19 protein-coding genes, 1 pseudogene and 1 riboswitch are annotated in these 19,189 nt (G+C 41.1%); of the genes and pseudogenes, 19 read left to right on the top strand and 1 reads right to left on the bottom strand.

Annotated elements, in window-relative coordinates; genetic code table 11:
- Positions 1 to 2 precede the first annotated feature (2 nt).
- From ACTJKA_RS04930 to ACTJKA_RS04885, 10 genes are all read left to right on the top strand, one after another.
- Positions 3 to 947, top strand: a complete 945-nt coding sequence (locus tag ACTJKA_RS04930) for a sugar-binding transcriptional regulator (protein WP_019743593.1) — start codon at positions 3 to 5, stop codon at positions 945 to 947.
- Positions 948 to 1,031: 84 nt separating this feature from the next.
- Entirely contained in the window at positions 1,032 to 1,703 is a 672-nt protein-coding gene (deoC, locus tag ACTJKA_RS04925) for a deoxyribose-phosphate aldolase (RefSeq protein WP_440607649.1), read from the top strand.
- Positions 1,704 to 1,870: 167 nt separating this feature from the next.
- A complete protein-coding gene (locus ACTJKA_RS04920; protein WP_017358632.1) occupies positions 1,871 to 3,052 on the top strand; it encodes a NupC/NupG family nucleoside CNT transporter in 1,182 nt (393 codons plus the stop codon).
- A 24-nt stretch (positions 3,053 to 3,076) separates the two neighbouring features.
- Positions 3,077 to 4,378, top strand: coding sequence for a pyrimidine-nucleoside phosphorylase (locus ACTJKA_RS04915; RefSeq protein ID WP_017358633.1), 1,302 nt, complete (start codon positions 3,077 to 3,079; stop codon positions 4,376 to 4,378).
- A 533-nt stretch (positions 4,379 to 4,911) separates the two neighbouring features.
- Positions 4,912 to 5,355, top strand: coding sequence for a MarR family transcriptional regulator (locus ACTJKA_RS04910; RefSeq protein WP_440607659.1), 444 nt, complete (start codon positions 4,912 to 4,914; stop codon positions 5,353 to 5,355).
- Positions 5,356 to 5,368: 13 nt separating this feature from the next.
- A complete protein-coding gene (locus ACTJKA_RS04905; RefSeq protein WP_017368360.1) occupies positions 5,369 to 6,007 on the top strand; it encodes a nitroreductase family protein in 639 nt (212 codons plus the stop codon).
- A 25-nt stretch (positions 6,008 to 6,032) separates the two neighbouring features.
- Entirely contained in the window at positions 6,033 to 6,326 is a 294-nt protein-coding gene (locus tag ACTJKA_RS04900; protein ID WP_079919734.1) for a putative quinol monooxygenase, read from the top strand.
- Positions 6,327 to 6,515: 189 nt separating this feature from the next.
- The gene (locus tag ACTJKA_RS04895) at positions 6,516 to 8,897 is read left to right on the top strand and encodes an immune inhibitor A domain-containing protein (RefSeq protein WP_182488997.1); all 2,382 of its coding nucleotides are present in this window, start codon (positions 6,516 to 6,518) and stop codon (positions 8,895 to 8,897) included.
- 207 nt (positions 8,898 to 9,104) lie between these two features.
- Entirely contained in the window at positions 9,105 to 9,368 is a 264-nt protein-coding gene (locus tag ACTJKA_RS04890) for an ORF6C domain-containing protein (protein WP_008345710.1), read from the top strand.
- Positions 9,365 to 9,736 (top strand): DUF1304 domain-containing protein, encoded by a 372-nt coding sequence (locus tag ACTJKA_RS04885; RefSeq protein ID WP_440607648.1) that lies wholly within the window; start codon positions 9,365 to 9,367, stop codon positions 9,734 to 9,736. Before ACTJKA_RS04890 ends, ACTJKA_RS04885 begins: the two co-directional genes overlap by 4 nt.
- Positions 9,737 to 9,880: 144 nt before the next feature.
- On the opposite strand, the pseudogene ACTJKA_RS04880 reads toward ACTJKA_RS04885, so the two are convergent.
- A pseudogene (locus ACTJKA_RS04880) lies at positions 9,881 to 10,072 on the bottom strand (hypothetical protein); the annotation flags it as partial.
- A gap of 227 nt (positions 10,073 to 10,299) precedes the next feature.
- Between ACTJKA_RS04880 and ACTJKA_RS04875 the strand changes: the two are divergent.
- From ACTJKA_RS04875 to licT, 9 genes are all read left to right on the top strand, one after another.
- A complete protein-coding gene (locus ACTJKA_RS04875) occupies positions 10,300 to 10,956 on the top strand; it encodes a type 1 glutamine amidotransferase domain-containing protein (RefSeq protein ID WP_017358640.1) in 657 nt (218 codons plus the stop codon).
- Between the two features lie 141 nt (positions 10,957 to 11,097).
- Positions 11,098 to 12,225, top strand: a complete 1,128-nt coding sequence (locus ACTJKA_RS04870) for a hypothetical protein (protein WP_025208237.1) — start codon at positions 11,098 to 11,100, stop codon at positions 12,223 to 12,225.
- Between the two features lie 56 nt (positions 12,226 to 12,281).
- Positions 12,282 to 12,385, top strand: a riboswitch (TPP riboswitch).
- 87 nt (positions 12,386 to 12,472) lie between these two features.
- A complete protein-coding gene (gene tenA, locus ACTJKA_RS04865; RefSeq protein WP_440607647.1) occupies positions 12,473 to 13,159 on the top strand; it encodes a thiaminase II in 687 nt (228 codons plus the stop codon).
- A complete protein-coding gene (locus ACTJKA_RS04860; RefSeq protein WP_019743666.1) occupies positions 13,156 to 13,755 on the top strand; it encodes an ECF transporter S component in 600 nt (199 codons plus the stop codon). The genes tenA and ACTJKA_RS04860 overlap by 4 nt, the downstream gene beginning before the upstream one ends.
- Positions 13,730 to 15,328: an ABC transporter ATP-binding protein gene (locus tag ACTJKA_RS04855; protein ID WP_171465924.1), complete on the top strand. Its 1,599-nt coding sequence runs from the start codon at positions 13,730 to 13,732 to the stop codon at positions 15,326 to 15,328. Before ACTJKA_RS04860 ends, ACTJKA_RS04855 begins: the two co-directional genes overlap by 26 nt.
- A complete protein-coding gene (locus ACTJKA_RS04850; protein WP_017358644.1) occupies positions 15,318 to 16,052 on the top strand; it encodes an energy-coupling factor transporter transmembrane component T family protein in 735 nt (244 codons plus the stop codon). Before ACTJKA_RS04855 ends, ACTJKA_RS04850 begins: the two co-directional genes overlap by 11 nt.
- A 149-nt stretch (positions 16,053 to 16,201) precedes the next feature.
- Positions 16,202 to 17,041, top strand: coding sequence for a methyl-accepting chemotaxis protein (locus tag ACTJKA_RS04845; protein ID WP_116306502.1), 840 nt, complete (start codon positions 16,202 to 16,204; stop codon positions 17,039 to 17,041).
- 173 nt (positions 17,042 to 17,214) lie between these two features.
- The gene (locus ACTJKA_RS04840) at positions 17,215 to 18,030 is read left to right on the top strand and encodes a YwqG family protein (protein WP_144609960.1); all 816 of its coding nucleotides are present in this window, start codon (positions 17,215 to 17,217) and stop codon (positions 18,028 to 18,030) included.
- Between the two features lie 224 nt (positions 18,031 to 18,254).
- Positions 18,255 to 19,088 carry a BglG family transcription antiterminator LicT gene (gene licT / locus ACTJKA_RS04835; RefSeq protein ID WP_017368351.1) on the top strand — a complete coding sequence of 278 codons (834 nt, stop codon included), beginning with the start codon at positions 18,255 to 18,257 and terminating at the stop codon, positions 19,086 to 19,088.
- Positions 19,089 to 19,189 lie beyond the last annotated feature (101 nt).

Here is a 19,189-nt window from a genome sequence, read left to right as displayed (position 1 = left end):
GAATGGATCGGGAGAAACAGCAATTAAGTATTGAAGCAGCAAGGCTCTATTACTTATCTGATTACAGTCAGCAGGAAATCGCCAAGCAGCTTGACCTGTCGAGGCCAACGGTGTCTCGTCTGCTTCAGTATGCGAAGGAAAAAGGGTACGTCCAAATTACAGTGATGGATCCATTTGAGGATTTAAATGAGCTGTCCTCATTGCTGAAAGAAAAATATGATCTGCTCGAGGCTCATGTGGTATTTTCACCAAAGGACGATTATCCAACGATTACTGATTACTTGAGCCGGTTTGGTGCAGATTATCTTCAGAATACGGTGAAAGACGGTGATATCGTTGGAGTGAGCTGGGGCACCACGATGTATCAAATTGCTCAAAAGATGCAACCTAAACAGGTAAAAGGGGTAGAGGTGGTTCAGCTGAAAGGCGGAATCAGCCATTCACATGTGAATACATATTCTGCGGAAACAATTCAGCTGTTTGCATCAGCTTTTCAAACGGCACCACGCTATTTGCCACTGCCTGTTGTGTTCGATAGTGCCGCCGTTAAAGAGATGGTCGAACAGGACAGACATATTCAGCGCATTATTGAAATGGGCAAACAGGCAAATATCGCTGTGTTTACTGTTGGGACGGTAAGAGATGAGGCGCTTTTGTTTAGGCTTGGTTATTTCCGTGAAGAAGAAAAGGCGCTGCTCAAGACATCCAGTGTCGGAGATATCTGTTCGCGTTTTTATGATCAAGAAGGACGCATTTGCAGTGAAGCAATTAACAATCGCACAATCGGTGTGGAGCTGGATGATTTGAGAACAAAAGAGCGCTCCATTCTTGTTGCTGGTGGACATCGAAAGGTTGCCTCTATCCATGGGGCGCTGAGAGGAAAATATGCGAACGTATTGATGATCGATCAGCACACAGCAAGAGCTCTTTTAAATGTCACAAAATAGATGAACAAAATTTCATAACTATATTTACAATTGTTCAATAGTCATTTAAGATGAAAGTATCATATTTAAAAGGAAGTGTGAATCATGACAATAGCAAAGCTCATTGATCATACAGCACTAAAACCAGATACATCTAAAGCTGCGATCATGCAGTTACTAGAAGAAGCAAAGACATATCAATTTGCTTCCGTTTGTGTGAACCCAACTTGGGTATCTCTTGCGGCGAAAGAACTAGAAGGAACAGGCGTTGATGTATGTACAGTCATCGGTTTCCCGTTAGGTGCAAACACCACAGCAGTGAAAGCATTTGAAACAAAGGATGCCATTGAAAACGGTGCAACTGAAGTGGACATGGTCATCAATATTGCGGCATTGAAAGATGGCGAATATGATGCAGTTGAACAAGATATTCGTGCCGTTGTAGACGCAGCAAAAGGCAAAGCCTTAGTGAAAGTCATCATTGAAACTTGTCTACTCACAGATGAAGAGAAAGTACGAGCTTGTGAACTTTCTGTAAAAGCTGGCGCTGATTTCGTCAAAACATCGACTGGATTTAGTACAGGCGGTGCAACAGCTGAGGACATCGCATTAATGCGTAAAACAGTTGGACCTGACATCGGTGTCAAAGCATCAGGCGGCATGAGAACAAAAGAAGACGTAGAAGCGATGACAGCTGCAGGCGCAACCCGTATTGGTGCCAGTGCAGGCGTTTCCATTATTAAAGGGGATCAATCAGCTCCTTCTAAAGACTATTAATTCATACGATCCTATGGTAGGATAACAATCATGACTCATTAGATGATGAAAAAGTCATATGCGGAAGGATCTCATTTCTGGGATTTTCTTCCGCAATTTGTTTGCGAAATAGGGTTTGTTCCATACAAGCACATTAATGTAAACGAATTCATTCAAGGAGGAAAAACATGAAATACGTCATTGGTATTATCGGTTTGCTGGTGATTCTCGCCATTGCATGGCTGGCAAGTAACGGGAAAAAGCGAGTGAAATTCCGTCCAGTCATTGTCATGATTGTACTGCAATTTATTTTAGGTTATATTCTGCTCAATACAGGTGTTGGGAACTTCCTAGTCGGGGGCTTTGCAAAAGGATTCCAAATGCTTCTAGGCTATGCTGGTGAAGGGATCAACTTCGTATTTGGTGGTTTAATGAATGATAATGCGTCAACTTTCTTTATCAATGTCTTGCTGCCGATCGTCTTCATTTCTGCCTTGATTGGTATCCTGCAGCATTGGCGTATCCTTCCGCTGATCGTACGCGGAATTGGGTATTTGCTTAGTAAAGTCAATGGAATGGGGAAACTAGAATCTTACAACGCCGTAGCGTCAGCGATTTTAGGTCAATCCGAAGTGTTCATTTCCATTAAGAAACAGCTTGGATTATTACCTCAACAGCGTCTCTATACATTGTGTGCATCTGCGATGTCGACTGTATCAATGTCCATTGTCGGTGCGTATATGCAAATGATTAAACCGGAGTACGTTGTTACAGCACTTGTGCTGAACCTATTTGGTGGATTTATTATTGCGTCTATCATCAATCCATATGAAGTGTCTAAAGACGAAGACATGCTTGAAGTCGTAGAAGAAGAAAGACAATCTTTCTTCGAAATGCTCGGCGAATACATTATGGATGGTTTCAAAGTAGCCATTGTTGTGGCTGCGATGTTGATTGGATTCGTTGCATTAATTGCGATGATTAATGGTATTTTCACAGCTGCCATCGGTGTTTCTTTCCAAGATGTACTTGGATATGTGTTTGCACCATTTGCTTTCCTTGTTGGTGTACCTTGGAGTGAAGCGGTACAAGCAGGAAGTATTATGGCGACCAAAATGGTATCTAACGAATTTGTAGCGATGCTTGCTCTATCTGGCGACGGTCTTCATTTCACTGCTCGTACAGAAGCGATCATTTCTGTATTCCTTGTGTCATTTGCGAACTTCTCGTCTATCGGTATCATTGCTGGAGCAGTGAAAGGCTTAAATGAAAAACAAGGAAACGTTGTCGCACGCTTTGGATTAAAGCTGTTATTCGGTGCAACACTCGTCAGCTTCTTAACAGCAGGCGTTGTCGGTTTGATTTACTAAACTAAAAAAGGAATGGTGAAAACAATGAGAATGGTAGATATCATTGCGAAAAAACGTGACGGAAAAGAATTATCTTCAGAGGAAATTTCTTTCTTTGTCAAAGGTTATACGGACGGAACAATTCCTGACTACCAAGCAAGTGCCTTGGCGATGGCGATTTTCTTCCAAGATATGACGGATCAAGAACGTGCAGATTTAACACTCGCTATGGCAAACTCAGGGGACACAATTGACCTGTCTGCTATCGAAGGCATTAAAGTAGACAAGCATTCAACAGGCGGTGTAGGCGATACAACAACGCTTGTACTCGCTCCTCTTGTTGCAGCACTTGATGTACCTGTTGCAAAAATGTCTGGGCGTGGTCTTGGACATACGGGTGGAACTGTCGACAAGCTAGAGGCAGTCAAAGGCTTCCACGTTGAAATTACAAAAGACGAGTTCATCGAGCTGGTGAACCGTCATAAAGTAGCGGTCATTGGACAATCAGGCAACCTGACACCTGCTGATAAAAAACTGTATGCCCTTCGTGATGTAACAGGGACTGTTAACTCAATCCCGCTCATTGCAAGCTCGATTATGAGTAAGAAAATCGCTGCTGGCGCAGATGCAATCGTATTAGATGTGAAAACAGGTGCAGGTGCTTTCATGAAAACACCTGAAGACTCTGAGAAGCTTGCAAAAGCAATGGTTCGTATCGGAAATAATGTTGGCAGACAAACGATGGCTGTCATCTCAGACATGTCTCAGCCGCTAGGATTAGCGATTGGAAATTCCCTTGAAGTGAAAGAGGCGATTGACACGCTTAAAGGCGAAGGCCCTGAAGACTTAAACGAGCTTGTGCTCACATTAGGAAGTCAAATGGTCGTTCTTGCGAAAAAAGCAGAGACACTTGATGAAGCAAGAGAAAAGCTAATTGAAGTCATGAAAAACGGCAAAGCACTTGAGAAATTCAAGGAATTTTTAGAAAACCAAGGTGGAGACGGCTCGATTGTAGATCAACCGGAAAAACTGCCGCAAGCACCTTATCAAATCGAAGTGCCGGCAAAAGAATCAGGTGTGATCGCTGAAATCGTCGCAGACGAAATCGGTGTTGCAGCGATGATTCTTGGAGCAGGACGTGCAACAAAAGAAGACGATATCGACCTATCTGTTGGCATCATGCTCAACAAAAAAGTAGGCGATCGTGTAGAAAAAGGCGAATCTCTCGTGACGCTGCATGCAAATCGTGAAGATGTTGCGAATGTCATGGAGAAAATTTATGACAACATCCGCATTGATGACCATGCCGATGCTCCGACTTTGATTCATACAGTGATTACAGAATAAAGAGAAAAAGACAAAAGTGATGAATCGCTTTTGTCTTTTTTTATGTAAATTTTAGGTAGCGCTTCTTCTAGATATGATAAGTTAGATGAGTGGGAGGGGATAAACCATGAGAATGCTCAAACTCATTCTCTTTATTTTTGTTGTCTTGATGATTATTGGATTTATCAGCTACTATGTGGGACCAACAACAACACCAAGTTCTTAAGACGACAGCGTGAAGACAAACCCTCGCATTCGGTGTAAGTCCTGCGCGCTGGTGCTCACGAATGTCAAATTCGTTCCGCTCCATTGCTCGTCCTTCCTAGACTGCAAAGGTTTTCTTTCACGCTGAAAAGAAGACAAAGGGCTAAAATAAACTACATTTTAGCCCTTTGTCTACGGTCTGAGACGAGCAAAAGCTCGTCTTTTTTAATTGAAATAAAAAATTTCACTTTATGAAACAAACCTCTTGCAATCATGAAATAATGGGTGTATATTAGTTGACGAGTCAATGATTGATATATCAACTAATTGATCTGAATAGAAAAGAGGGGATGGCATTGACTGCATTTTGCTCTGAAGAAGCAGAGGTATTATATCGTTTGCAGTGCGTGAACCGTATGATGGGTGTGAAGTTCGAAGCATGCACGGGCATCAGCCAATCAAGACTGGAGTTGCTATCACTGTTATTCCAAGCCGACGAAATCAGCCAATCCGATTTGCAGAAAAAAGTAAATATTGATAGTGCGGCTGTGACGCGTCACTTAAAACAGTTAGAAACAAAAGGAATGGTCACGCGCAGAAGAAAGCCGGAAGATAATCGCGTCACGCTTGTTCGTCTGACAGATGAAGGCAGAACAAGAATCGAAGCTTCTAAAAAAGAAAAAGAACGATTTATCTCAGAAATGCTTGAAAACGTAAGTGATGAAGAACGAAAGCTTCTCACTGATGTGCTCATCCGTATACAACAAAACATCGAGCAGATTCAAACAACCTAAAGGAGTGTTACACATGGCTACAACATTAAAAACAAACGATTTTATGGATATTATGAAAGGGCGCCGCTCCATTCGTAACTATGATCCAGCAGTGAAAATTAGCAAAGAAGAAATGACGGAGATTTTAGAAGAGGCAACAACAGCACCATCATCAGTGAATGCACAGCCTTGGCGCTTCATGGTCATTGACAGCCCAGAAGGAAAAGAAAAGCTTGCACCACTTGCAAAATTCAATCAAACACAAGTGGCAACATCATCAGCTGTCATCGCTGTGTTTGCAGATATGAAAAACAATGAATACTTAGAAGAAATTTATTCAAAAGCAGTAGAAAATGGCTACATGCCGCAGGAAGTAAAAGAAAGACAAATTGCTGCATTAACTGCACATTTTGAAGCTCTTCCAGAGCAAGTGAATCGTGAAACGATCTTAATTGACGGTGGACTTGTGTCAATGCAGCTGATGCTTGCTGCTCGTGCGCATGGCTATGATACAAACCCAATTGGCGGATATGACAAAGAAGTCATCGCTGAAACATTCGGCTGGGATAAAGAGCGCTATGTACCAGTTATGCTTCTATCCATTGGGAAAGCAGCTGACGAAGGTTATGCTTCTTACCGTTTACCGATCGATCGCATCACAGAGTGGAAATAATTTTAAAAAAAAGGGAGACGATCATATGATTATTATTCATGCAGGGATGACCATTCATCCAGAGAAAGAAAACGTATTTCTAGAAGAAATCAACGGTTTAATGAAAGCTTCACAGGAAGAAGCAGGCAATGTGTCCTACAAGCTTTTCAAGGATACAGAGAAAGAAAACACCTTTTTAATGGTAGAAGTGTGGAAAGATGAAGCAGCGGTTCAAAGCCATAATGCAAGTGCACATTTCCAAGCTTTCGTCACAAAGGCAAAAGAATTTTTAGCCGCTCCACTTGATGTTGTTGCATATCAAGGAGAGCAGCTTTCATAGAAAAACAACAAACACCCTAGGCATTTATAGCCTAGGGTTCTTTTATTTTCGACAATTCGTTCCACCTATTTCAATCTCGTATTGTGCATTTTCCACAAAGTTTCTGAAAATAAAATGTTTTTCGACTTAAGTATATTGGAATATGCTAGAATTAGATATTATTTATTACCAAATTAGGGAGGAACCAATATGAAAAAAGGGAAATGGACGAGCATCGCACTAACAGCTGTCCTCAGTTTAGGCACATTGACAGCTTTCAGCACCCCTCTATCTGCCCACACCTCAGAAAAGTCAACATCCTCAGATGGTGGTCATTATTCAGGTATTCCATTCGACGCAAGTGTTGTCAATGAAGACCGCCTCATCAAAGCCTTGAAAAAACAAGGAAAGATCAAAAAGAATGCCAATGAGGCAGAAACCCAAAAAGCATTAAAGAACTACCTAAAGAAAAAAGAAGAAGCAGCGATGAAACAAAGCGCAAGTACCTTAACAGAAGAACCTGAATTCCTAAAAGAATACAAACAAAATGTACATAATAAACTAGCCAAAAAGAACAAGTTAAAGAAGCATAAAGGAAAAGAAGGCAATCAAGTAAAGCCGGTGAAAAAGGAAAAATATAAAGGCGACGTCCGTAATGATAAAGTTTTGGTCTTATTAGTAGATTTTAAAGATTATAAGCATAATAGTATTAAAAAAGAAGAGACTGATATGTACTATGACAAGTACGATCAGCAGCATTACCAAGATATGCTTTTCGGAAAAAATGGCTACATCGGTCCAGATGGTAAAAGAAAAGTTTCTATGAAGCAATATTATGAAAAGCAGTCTGGTGGAAGTTATACGATTAGTGGAACAGTAGCTGGATGGTATACAGCCAAGCATGAAGCAGCATATTATGGCGGGAACGTACCAGACGAATCAGGCAGTGACGGCAGACCGCGCGAATTGGTGAAAGAAGCCCTCGAAGCAGCGGCAAAGGATCCAAACATTGACCTTGGTGAATATGATCAATGGGACCGCTATGATATGGATGGGGACGGTGTTTATAATGAGCCGGACGGTATCATTGACCACCTCATGGTTGTACACGCTGGCGTAGGTGAAGAAGCTGGCGGCGGACAGCTTGGCTCTGACGCGATTTGGTCGCATCGCTGGTCACTTGGTGATGTATTTGAGATTCCAAACACTGAATCAGAAGTGGGTCAAGGCGGAAAGTTAGGCGCTCTAGATTATACGATTGAGCCTGAAGATGGCGCAGCAGGTGTGTTCACACATGAATTTGGACATGATCTTGGTCTGCCTGATGAATACGATACACAATACACAGGCAGAGGAGAGCCCGTTTCTTATTGGTCTATCATGTCAAGCGGAAGCTGGGCAGGTAAAGTACCTGGTACGGAACCAACAGGTTTTAGTCCATATGCAAAAGAAATGCTTCAAAACTTGCATGGCGGCAACTGGCTTTCTGGAAAAACCATTGATGGTAAGACATTAACAAAAAGCAAAACAGTTTTAATCGATGAAGCAGCAACAAAAGGAACCAACCATGATGCGGTTCGAGTCGATTTGCCAGATAAAGAGATTGTGGTCACTCAGCCTGCACAAGGGCAATATTCATACTTCAGCGGAACAGGTGACAATTTGAATGCTACCATGACGACATCAGGGATTGATTTGTCGAAGGGAAGCAAAGCCGAGCTTACGTTTAAAGCATGGTACGATATCGAAGAAGATTATGACTATGCGTATGTAGAAGTTCGTGAAACTGGGACAGACAAATGGACAACCATTGCTGGTAATATTACGAATGATCGAAATGAGGCAGGAGCGAATGAAGGTAATGGCATCGATGGAAAATCAGATGGATGGGTAGATGCATCCTTTGACCTTTCTGCTTATGCAGGGAAAAAGATCGATCTGCAATTCCGCTATACAACCGATGCAGGATATTCACTGCCAGGTTTATTTGTAGATGATCTAAAGGTTACAGCAGATGGATCAAAAGTGTGGTCAGATGATGCCGAGGGAACGTCCACGTTCACTTTTAACGGATTCTCTCAATCTAATGGAAAACAATATGCCGCTCAGTATTATTTACTAGAATGGCGCTCTTATGCTGATGTCGATAAAGGCTTAAAGCATATCAAACGAGGAGCAAGTCTGATGAGCTATAATAACGGTTTGGTCGTGTGGTACGTCGATCAATCGTACAGTGATAACTGGGTTGGAAAACATCCAGGGAACGGCTTCCTTGGAGTCGTAGATGCAGATCAACAAGTGTTGAAATGGAGTGACGGCTCTATTGCAGCGACAGGTTTCCAAGTACATGATGCAGCATTCTCTTTGAATCCAAGCACCAAGCTGAATATTGATTATACAGCGACAACAGGCTTAACCTTAGAGGATCGCTATATCCGCCCAACGCGTACATTTAGTGATAAAAAGAACTATGTGAATCCAAATAACCCGGATGCAGGACGTGATGTGCCAACATACGGCCTATCCTTTAAAGTCGTCGGACAAAGTAAGGACCGTTCTGTTGGAAAGGTATTAATTTCTAAAAGCAACTAAACAAAAAGCCGGATTCTATCCATGAATCCGGCTTTTTGATACGTTAAGACATGGATTTTTAGCGTATGACTCGTCTTCGATCGAATGTTTGTTCTTTTTTATTTTGATATCCGAATGAAACCATTATATAATAGAGATTGGAAGGTTTTTCTTTCATTCAATGTTCTTTTTAGTTGTTAAAAAACCAAGAAAGGATGAGCGTTACCAATGAGTTGTGTCACTGCCAAGCAATTAAAGGTGATTCGAGGGACGATGCAGACTTTTTGCAGCCATTTAGAGTATGATGGCCACGGTAAGCTTCATATTAATACCATCATGGCTTTTATTAAAAAGGAATTTGGTGTAAGAAAAATGAAAGACATTCCACAAAGTCGTTTTCATGAGGCGTTAGAGCTAATCCAAGACTTTGATTTATACACGGACAAAATACAAATACGAGACCGTCTATCAGAAAGGAATTCACTAAATTGAATATTTCAGCAATGATTTTAGTAGGAATTGTCGCTTTAGAGCACATTGTCATCATGTTACTAGAAATGTTTTTTATGGAATCAAAAATGGCGAAAAGATCTTTCAATCTGCCTGAACACTTACAAAAGGATCCAAATGTGAAAGTGATGTTTGCTAATCAAGGGCTATACAATGGCTTTCTAGCTGCTGGACTCATTTGGGGGCTCATTCTTGGTTCGAATACCGTAGGATATATGATTCAGCTATTTTTCGTTCTTTGTGTGTTCATCGCAGCAGTATTTGGCGGTGTGACGTCTAATAAATCGATTATCATCAAACAAGGGTTACCAGCTTTTCTTGCATTAATTGCACTTATCCTGGCTATATAATCCTATCAACGTGATAGAAAACCTTTGCAGTTTAGGAAGGACGAGCATCGGAGTGAATTTGACATTGGTGAGCACCGAAGCGCAGGACTGACACTGAATGCGAGGGGTTTGTCTACACGGTAAAGCCGCCCTAGAGGGCGGCTTTTATCTTTTACGCATTCCCATCAAACGAATAATGGACGTAAGACAAAGGGCAACAGCGACAGCCAATATGATTTTTCCATACATGACGCCCGTAAGATTCATTAAAAAGACAGCCAATATGATACAGAGCGTGATGATAATCATCACAATCGAATAGGTTTTCATCTCTTTTTCCACTCCTTTTAAATTCCCTCTAGCGCAAGAGGTCTGTCAATTGTTTCTCATATTATATCATTTCATCACAATTTTACATGAAATTCCCTGTCAATAGAATGTGACAGAATGATTAGATTTGAAGTGAGGCTATATTTTTTAAAAAATCGGGTATAACATAAAGAGTTGTATCCAAGTCTGATTGCTTGATATTTAATTGTGCAAAATATAAAATAGTCACATGATAAATAGAAAGGATGATAAAGTTGAGTAAGAACGTTTTATTAGTATCAACAAGCAGCTCAGAAATGAACGGACACCCAACAGGCTTATGGCTAGAAGAATTGGCCGAGCCATTTCATATTTTTAAAGAAAATGGACTCAACGTGCAAATTGTTTCAATAAAAGGTGGAACAGTACCGATCGATAAAAATTCAATTCCTGAAGGAGTTCCAGCACAATATCAAGATGTGTATGAATTACTTCAAGACACAAAGGCACTGACCGATGTAAACCCAGCTGAGTATGATGGCATTTTCTTTGCTGGAGGACATGGCCCAATGATCGACTTTGCGTCCAATCAATTGGTTGCCGATGCGATCTTAGCGATTTCAGACAAAAATGGAGCCGTTGGGGCAGTTTGCCATGGCGTTTCTGCCTTTGTTGATGTGAAGGATCGTGATGGAAAATCATTTATCGACGGCAAAAAAATAACAGGATTCACAAATGAGGAAGAGGATGCTGTTCAGCTGACATCTAAAGTTCCATTTTTATTGGAAACAAAACTTCGCGAGCAAGGGGCAGCATTTGAAAAAGGCGATGCATTTGCGCCATTCGCTGTTGTAGACGGACAAATTATTACTGGACAAAATCCAGGATCAAGTGCAGAAACAGCACGCTTATTTGTCAAAACCATTGCATAAATCATCAAATAAACCAGTCGTGACTCATACGGCTGGTTTTTTGTTATGAAAATTTCCTAAAAAAGTCCAAAACAAGTATTAGAAAAATGGTAAAATAATCACAGGGTAAAAAACCCAAATTAGGGAAAAGGGGATGTTCCTGTGAGAGCATTTTATGTCAAAATCACCGCCGCCTTACTGTCTATTTTATTGGTCACAACAGGTTTATTTTCACCAGCAATCAAAGCAGAAGATGCACCAAAATCAAGTGAAAAAGTATCGCCACTGACTGAAAAAGCCATTCAGCAAGTGCAAGAGTCGTTTGAAAAGCAGGATAAAGGGACTGCGGTTCAACAGAAGGAAGTAAAAAAATCATTTAAAGTAGATAAGAAAAAGGGAATAAGTATTAAACGAAAAGCGGCTGCAGATGGAAAGATGCGCACGTCTGCCGTTCGCTCTATTGATGGACTAGCTATTAATCAATCGGCAGTTTTAAACGAGGAAGATCCAGTTGATTTATGGTTCTTAAGTACATCGTCCCCTCAGGCGCTCATCAGCCGGATTACCTCTCCAAATGCTGATTATTTCGTTCAGTTATTTGTTATTGATTATGAAGAAGGACAAGCTTATCCAACGGATCTGATTCAACCAGCAGGCAGTCTGCTTGCGTTAAGCAATTTACCAGCGGGTGATTATGCGTTTGGTATTACTAGCGGTGGAGACTTTGGAGACTCATATACATTACAGGTGAATGCAAAAAACCCACCAAATTTCACAGGTGCTGAATCCCTGTCATCAACGTTGCAATACTTTGTTGCTTCGTATGCCAATGGGGATGTTTTCGCAAATGGTACAAAAGTGTATAACAAACAATCTAAGACCGCTGATTATAAATGGGAGCGTGTATTTTATTTCTCATATGATGGAAAATATCAACAGAGAACGCATTCTGTTGACAGTGTAAAAGTGAAAAGTATTTCGGCACCAGTATCGTACTCTGCTCCATACGCGAGTTCCTCTGAGGCCATTCTTGTCTACTTAGATGTGGAGACATTATTTATGTATCATGAATCATCGTTTGCTAGTGGGCAGTACTACCATAGCAGCTTTGTTGATACTCTCGGAAAGACAACGCCAAGGCGTTTAGACATTGATGATCTGACCAATTATGGCGATCATATTTTGGCTGTTGATATAAAGACAGGAAAGCCAATTGATTTCTTCAGTGTCCTTAATTTCTACTATGCAGCAGGGATCGAGAAGCTGCCAACGATCAATACATTGAATTAAGATCGGCGGTTGACATCAAATCGCCACATGTGTAGAGTAAAGATAATTAAATGACAAAAGTCCACTAGGGGAGTCATGTATGACTGAGACAAGAGAAAATCTTGGACCCTTTGAACCTGATCTAGTTTGTACTAGCGGAGGGAAGTGGAGCAGGACCTTGTCTTATTCATGATTGAATCGATAAGAAGGCCGCTCCATTTGGGGTGGCTTTTTCATTTATTCAACTGAAAAAGAGGAGGCTTTTTTTATGACATTTTCAACGCAATTAAGGCAAGAAGCAGAACCATTATTTGAAGCGATTTATCAGCATCCGTTTGTGAGAGGACTTGCAGCAGGAGAACTCGAAAAGGAACAGATCATTCATTATGTCAAACAGGATGCAGAATATTTAAATGCCTTTATTAAAATTTATGCGGCAGCCATCAGCAGATGTACAGAAAGAGAGGACATTACCTTTTTCCATCAACAAATGGCTTTTGTCCTTGATAGTGAGACACATCCTCATCAAAACCTTTGCCGGGTGGCAGGTGTCGCTTATGATGAACTGCAAGGTGCATCTTTGGCGCCAAGTGCTCATCACTATATTCATCACATGCTGCAAGTCGCCGAGGAAGGGACGCTAGGAGAAATCATTGCGGTTTTGCTCCCTTGCCCTTGGACCTATTGGGAAATAGGCAAACGAATGCTTAAAGATGTTGAGCCCGACCCTGCCCATCCATTCTATGAGTGGATCACGTTTTATGGCGGGTTAACGGACTCTGTTACAGTGGAGCTTTGCAAACGGCTTGATCAGTGGGCGGAAGGAGCAAGTGAGAAGGAAAAGGAGAAAATGAAACAGCACTTCATCTTAAGCTGTCAGCTTGAGTATAAATTCTGGGACATGGCCTTTACTGTCGAAGAGTGGCCTGTCCAAATGGAGGTGCATTCTTCATGACATGGAAGATGAAAGAAGTCGTTCTCGCTGTCATTTTATCAGTGGCATGCGGAGTTATCTATTTAGGGTGGTCGACGCTTTATTTACCGATTACAGCCCTTGTCGGTCCAGCAGGAGGCAACATCATGTTCGGAATTTGGGTCATTGCCAGTCCAATCGTTGCTTACATTATCCAAAAGCCAGGAGCTGCCCTCATCGCAGAAACAGCTGCCGCTGCCGTGGAATTACTGACAGGTAGCCACTTCGGTCTTTCTGCGCTTTTGATTGGTGTATGCCAAGGACTTGGAGCAGAAATCGCCTTCGCTCTATTTGGCTATAAGCGATATCGCATGTGGACACTCATGTTGTCTGGTGCCTTTGCAGCAGTAGGGGCAATGGCATATAGCCTCATTGCCAATGGATTCGGCTATTACACGCCTCAAGTGTTACTCATGACACTTGTCACTCAAGTCATTAGCGGTATGTTACTCGGTGGTTGCTTAGCAAAAGTGGTGGTGGATGCCTTATCTAAAACGGGTGTGCTGAATCAATATGCCATCATGAAAGAAAAACGAAGTAAGGGTGACCAGCATGGATTCATTTCTCGTGTGCAGTAATCTCACTGTCCGTTTTTATGAACAGCCGAATCCCGTTCTTCATCAAGTATCTCTTTCTATTCAAAAGGGGGAAAAGGTGCTGATATTAGGACCAAGTGGAAGCGGGAAATCTACGCTGATTTCTGTGCTTGCTGGCATTATTCCAGAGCATATGGAAGCTGAAGTACAGGGAGAAGTGATGCGGCAAAGGCATACTGGTGTCATGTTTCAAGACCCAGATTCGCAGTTTTGTATGCACCGAGTCAATGAAGAAATTGCGTTTAGCTTAGAGAATCGATCTGTCCCTCGAGAACAAATGGATGACATGATTCAACATCTCATGAAAAAGGTACAGCTGGATGTCGACCCAAATACAGATATTCATACCTTATCTGGCGGAATGAAGCAGCGGTTGGCGCTTGCTTGTTTACTAGCATTAGAGCCAGATGTCCTGTTCTTTGATGAACCGACTGCACAGCTTGATCCAGCAGGAAGAATGGAGATATTTCAATTACTTCAGCAGCTTTCAGCTGAACAGAATCAGACGATGATTTTTGTGGAGCATGTGTTAGACGGTGTCATCGAGTGGATGGATCGGGTGATCTTATTAGATCATCAAGGCCGTATCATAGCAGATGGAACGCCAAAAGACGTGATGAACACATTTGAGGGAGAAATGAAAGAAGCCGGCATTTGGCGTCCGAAAATATTTCCCGAGAAATGGTCCACTATCGTACAAGATCCGTTTCATCCACTGAGTCAAACACTCTTGCAAACCTTTGAGGCGAGAAAAGAACGTCATGAGAAATTGTCATCAACAAATCGAGAGGTCATTATTCGCACAGATCATCTACAATTAAGCTACGGGAAAAAAAGCATTATAGATGACCTGCACGTTGATATAAAAGCAGGAGATTGGGTTGCGATCATTGGTGAAAATGGCAGCGGAAAAAGTACGTTTCTTAAACATGTCATCCGTTTAGAACCAATAAAAAAAGGTCACATTTTTTTAAAAGGAAAACACCTGAAAAAGTGGTCTGACCGAACATTATATGAAAAAGCCGGCTTTGTATTTCAAAATCCAGAACTTCAATTTATACAGGACACAGTGTTTGGTGAAATCGCATTTGGTGGGAGACAGCGAAATTGGTCAGAGTCTGTGGTGCAAGAAAAAACGAATCAGCTATTGGCGGAGTTCGGTCTAGAGAAGCATAGAGACGCGCATCCTTTCACCTTAAGCTTAGGACAAAAAAGAAGATTAAGTGTTGCCACGATGCTTCTTTTTGATCAGGATGTACTCATTTTAGATGAGCCGACCTTCGGGCAGGATGAGAAAACGGCGAGGGAGTTAATCCGGCGTTTAAAAGAACGTCAACGACAAGGCACCACTATTATTATGGTCACACACGATATGGAACTCGTTGATGAGTGCGCTGATCAGGTGCTTGTTTTTCATCAAGGGGAGCATGTTTATGATGGTACGCCTTTTGATTTATTTTCTCATCAGGAACTTGTCACTTCCTGTGAGCTGAGAGTGCCGTTACATTATCGCTATATGGCTGAAAGAAAGGAAGTGATGACGATTGCAAAGTAATCACTCCTTTCTATCCACTGTAAATCCAGTCATGAAATTACTCGCCCATCTCCTTGCGATGTGCTGTCTGATGGCGATTTCTGATCCTAAAACGACGTTCATCATCTGGCTGTTTGCACTTGGAATTGGACTTGTCCTAGGCGGCTGGAATTTGAAATACCTCATCACCAGACTTGTACCTTATCTGCTCTTTTTCATTCTCGTGTTTTGGATGATAGCAGCCTTTGGCAAGGGAGATCATACAGTTTGGAAGTGGGCATGGTTTCATATCACAGAGGAGAGTTTAAGAAATGGGCTGACCATTTCTTTTAGAATGCTTGGCTTTGTGACATTTGGTCTCCTTTTTACATCAACAACTGATTTGACGGCCTTTATGATGAGCTTAATCCATCAATGCCGAATGTCACCCAAATGGGCATATGGGATGCTGGCAGGCTTCCGGTTTATCCCGTTGTTTCAAAGTGAATTGAAGCAAATGAAGGCTGCACATAAAATTAGAGGTTACAAGCAAAAAAACAGTTGGAAAGCCTTTATACGTTATGCACTCCCTCTTTTCACGCAAGGCGTACGGAAATCTGAACGACTAGCCATTGCGATGGAAGCAAGAGGCTTCACAGGGACGAGGGAGAGAACGTATTATCATGTCATCAGCACTTCATGGATCGACTGCATGTATCTTTTTTTCATCGTCATTAGTGTGTTGATATGCATGTTCTTTTTTTAAAAACAGCCACATTCTCTTGATAGAATGTGGCTGTTTTATATGTCTTAGGTCATTTGGTTGATATTAGTACACATTGCAGGCTGTAATAGATCATATAAAGAACCGATAAAGAGAGTGTACTGAGAAAAAGAGAGGATGAACGTGAGCGAATGTCACAGAGAATTGATAACATAATAGACGCTTTACCAATCGTTGGACTAGCTATGAGAGAGCAGCTAACCTTTTCTGTATTAGGGAAAGAGAAGGTTCTTTATTATCAGCAGCACGGGAACATTGACTTAGGGTTTAAAGCAGGGGACGTTGTAGCTCCCGGGTTCCAAAACTTTTCGATGTTGAAAAATGGGAGAGAGCCATCATTTATCCAGATTCCTAAAGAGGTGTACGGAATTCCTATGGACATCGTCGCCGTCCCGATTAAAGATGACAATGGTCAAGTGGTCGCTGCCTTCTGTGTAGCATATGACCAAACGAATCAACAACGATTAGAACACATTATGACGGAAAGTAACGATGCTTCCGAAAAACTAGTCGCGATGGTACAGCAAGTGGCTGCACATTCAGAGGAACTACAAGCGACAAGTGAACAAATTCTACAAAATACAAAAACCACTGTCGAAAATTCCTCTAAAATCAACCAAGTGTCTAATCTCATCAAAGGTATCTCTGATCAAACGAACTTACTTGGACTCAATGCATCCATTGAGGCTGCAAGAGTAGGTGAAGCAGGAGCAGGCTTTGGGGTGGTTGCTACGGAAGTGAGAAAGCTGTCTACTCACGCGAAGCAAGCAACGACTGATATTGAAACAGCGCTAAAAGATGTGCAAGGCTCTATCAAAGGAATGGAAGAAGAAATAGCACAAATCGTGGCTTCTTCTGAACATCAAGCAGAACTCGTTGGCACTTTCACAAAAATTATTGAGGGGCTGCACGAAACGAACGAAACGATGAAAACATTGGCAACAGACTTAGTGAATTATCAAGTGAAATAAATAAACGAATCACAAAACCTCCAGCCGTATCGGAGGTTTTTTAACGTGTTGAAGTGAGTTTTTTGTCATGATATTGAAGGGTTTTTCACTGACAGGGAAGTTACACTTCTGTATGATAGAAAAAGAGAGACCTGTTTTGATCATTAGACCTATTCATAAGGAGGAAGACCATCTTGACACAATCAGCAAAGCTGCAAGAAGTACTTGCGCCTTACCGTCCATTGCTAGATCAAACTGAAAAACCACTGATTCAATTACAGATAAAACAAGGAAAAACAGGACCATATGACAGCAAAATAGCAGGTGATCCTTATTTCCCAAAAAACGACGAATATCCCGTTGATGGAGAAGGCCATCCTATGAAGCTGCTGGCACAAATCAATTTCGGCCAGCTGCCAAAGCTGAAAGATTACCCAGAAACAGGACTTTTGCAAGTGTTTATTTCTGTACATGATGATCTTTATGGGATGAATATTGACCAAAAAACAGAGCAAAAAGATTTTCGGATCAAATTTATTGAGGAACCTTTCTTAGCTGAAGAAGACTTATTGACTGATTTTTCATTCGTGAAAATTCCTGACGATTTTTATTTTCCAGTTACGAAGGAAGGTGCGATTACAGGTGAATTATCAAGCGAAACGATCAGTGTAGGAGATTTCCGCTTTGAAAAAGTCACAGGAAAGCAAAGCTGGGATCTATTCGAAGATGCTGTTGGTATTGATGGTGATGAAGCAGATCAATTGCTAGATGAATTTTATGAGACAGCAAGTGGTTTTGGCCATAAAGTTGGCGGATATCCAGGTTTTACACAAGAAGACCCGCGTACCTATGTAGACCAAGAACATACTGTGCTATTTTTGCAAATTGACTCAGATGATGAAGTGGACATGTTGTGGGGAGATTGCGGCATTGCTAACTTTTTTATCAAACCAGAAGACCTCAAACGAAAACATTTCGAAAATGTCGTCTATAACTGGGATTGCTCCTAATTTTGTAAAAAACACTCTTTTTGAAGAGTGTTTTTTGTCTATTTTTAGCCTTTTTGCCCCTAAATCGTCATTTCTGAGAGGTAATATGTCATTCTTTCTAGTTGACCGTATCAAAAAAAAATGTAAAATCATCTTAAAGTCCTCTTTTTTGAAAATAATAATAAAATGACATATCAATCAACAATGAAATGCTCGAAAAAGCGGAATGTACTGGGGGGGATCAATTGATCATTTCGAAAGTAATCAACAATAATGTGGTCAGTGCGTATGATGACGAGCAGCATGAGCTGGTCATTATGGGCAGAGGGATTGCGTTTCAAAAGAAAAGCGGAGACCCGATTGACGAAGAACGTATCGAAAAAGTATTTTCCATTCAAAATAAAGATATATCAGAAAAATTCAAAACCCTGCTTTATGATATTCCGATCGAGTATATGCAAGTGTGTGAGGCAATTATCGATCACGCGAGAACGACCCTTAACAAAAATTTAAATGACAGCATCTATGTCACATTAACGGATCATATTACCTTTGCTATTGAACGTCATCAAAAAGGAATGGACATTAAAAATGCCTTGCTTTGGGAAATCAAACGGCTGTACAAAGAGGAATTCATGTGTGGTGTAGAAGCGATTCGGATCATACAGGACAAGCTCAACATCCATCTTCCCGAGGATGAAGCAGGCTTTATTGCGATGCATATTGTTAATGCAGAACTGAATGAGGAAATGCCGAATGTCATTCAAATTACAAAACTGATTCAAGATATTTTGAACATCGTAAAGTATCATTTCCAAATTGATTTGGACGAAGAATCATTAAATTATTTCCGTTTTGTCACGCATTTGAAATTTTTTGGACAGCGTCTGTTTAACGAAACACAAATGGAAAATCAAAATGAGTTTCTGTATGAAGTGGTAAAGGAAAAAAATACAGCCGCTTTTCAATGTGCGGAGAAAATTAATGACTATGTTCAAAAAGAATACAACCGAAGTCTCATAGAAGATGAGATGTTATACTTAACTTTGCACATCGATCGAGTCATAAAAAGAAAATAAATCAAAAAGAAAGCGTTGACATATCAAAATTAACATGCTAATTTATAACTATAAACTCAATAACCCACAATCTTTTAGGATTGTTACTGGTCAAGCAGGCA

The organism is Bacillus sp. 22190 (genome assembly GCF_052045575.1).
Taxonomy (GTDB): Bacteria; Bacillota; Bacilli; order Bacillales; family Bacillaceae; genus Bacillus; species Bacillus altitudinis.
This window is presented reverse-complemented; position numbering and strand designations above follow the sequence as displayed.

Bases quoted from the DNA above. Each gene is read 5' to 3' on its own strand.
- ACTJKA_RS04930 (WP_019743593.1), top strand. From the start codon at position 3: ATGGATCGGGAGAAACAGCAATTAAGTATTGAAGCAGCAAGGCTCTAT.
- deoC (WP_440607649.1), top strand. From the start codon at position 1,032: ATGACAATAGCAAAGCTCATTGATCATACAGCACTAAAACCAGATACA.
- ACTJKA_RS04920 (WP_017358632.1), top strand. From the start codon at position 1,871: ATGAAATACGTCATTGGTATTATCGGTTTGCTGGTGATTCTCGCCATT.
- ACTJKA_RS04915 (WP_017358633.1), top strand. From the start codon at position 3,077: ATGAGAATGGTAGATATCATTGCGAAAAAACGTGACGGAAAAGAATTA.
- ACTJKA_RS04910 (WP_440607659.1), top strand. From the start codon at position 4,912: ATGGCATTGACTGCATTTTGCTCTGAAGAAGCAGAGGTATTATATCGT.
- ACTJKA_RS04905 (WP_017368360.1), top strand. From the start codon at position 5,369: ATGGCTACAACATTAAAAACAAACGATTTTATGGATATTATGAAAGGG.
- ACTJKA_RS04900 (WP_079919734.1), top strand. From the start codon at position 6,033: ATGATTATTATTCATGCAGGGATGACCATTCATCCAGAGAAAGAAAAC.
- ACTJKA_RS04895 (WP_182488997.1), top strand. From the start codon at position 6,516: ATGAAAAAAGGGAAATGGACGAGCATCGCACTAACAGCTGTCCTCAGT.
- ACTJKA_RS04890 (WP_008345710.1), top strand. From the start codon at position 9,105: ATGAGTTGTGTCACTGCCAAGCAATTAAAGGTGATTCGAGGGACGATG.
- tenA (WP_440607647.1), top strand. From the start codon at position 12,473: ATGACATTTTCAACGCAATTAAGGCAAGAAGCAGAACCATTATTTGAA.
- ACTJKA_RS04860 (WP_019743666.1), top strand. From the start codon at position 13,156: ATGACATGGAAGATGAAAGAAGTCGTTCTCGCTGTCATTTTATCAGTG.
- ACTJKA_RS04855 (WP_171465924.1), top strand. From the start codon at position 13,730: ATGGATTCATTTCTCGTGTGCAGTAATCTCACTGTCCGTTTTTATGAA.
- ACTJKA_RS04845 (WP_116306502.1), top strand. From the start codon at position 16,202: ATGTCACAGAGAATTGATAACATAATAGACGCTTTACCAATCGTTGGA.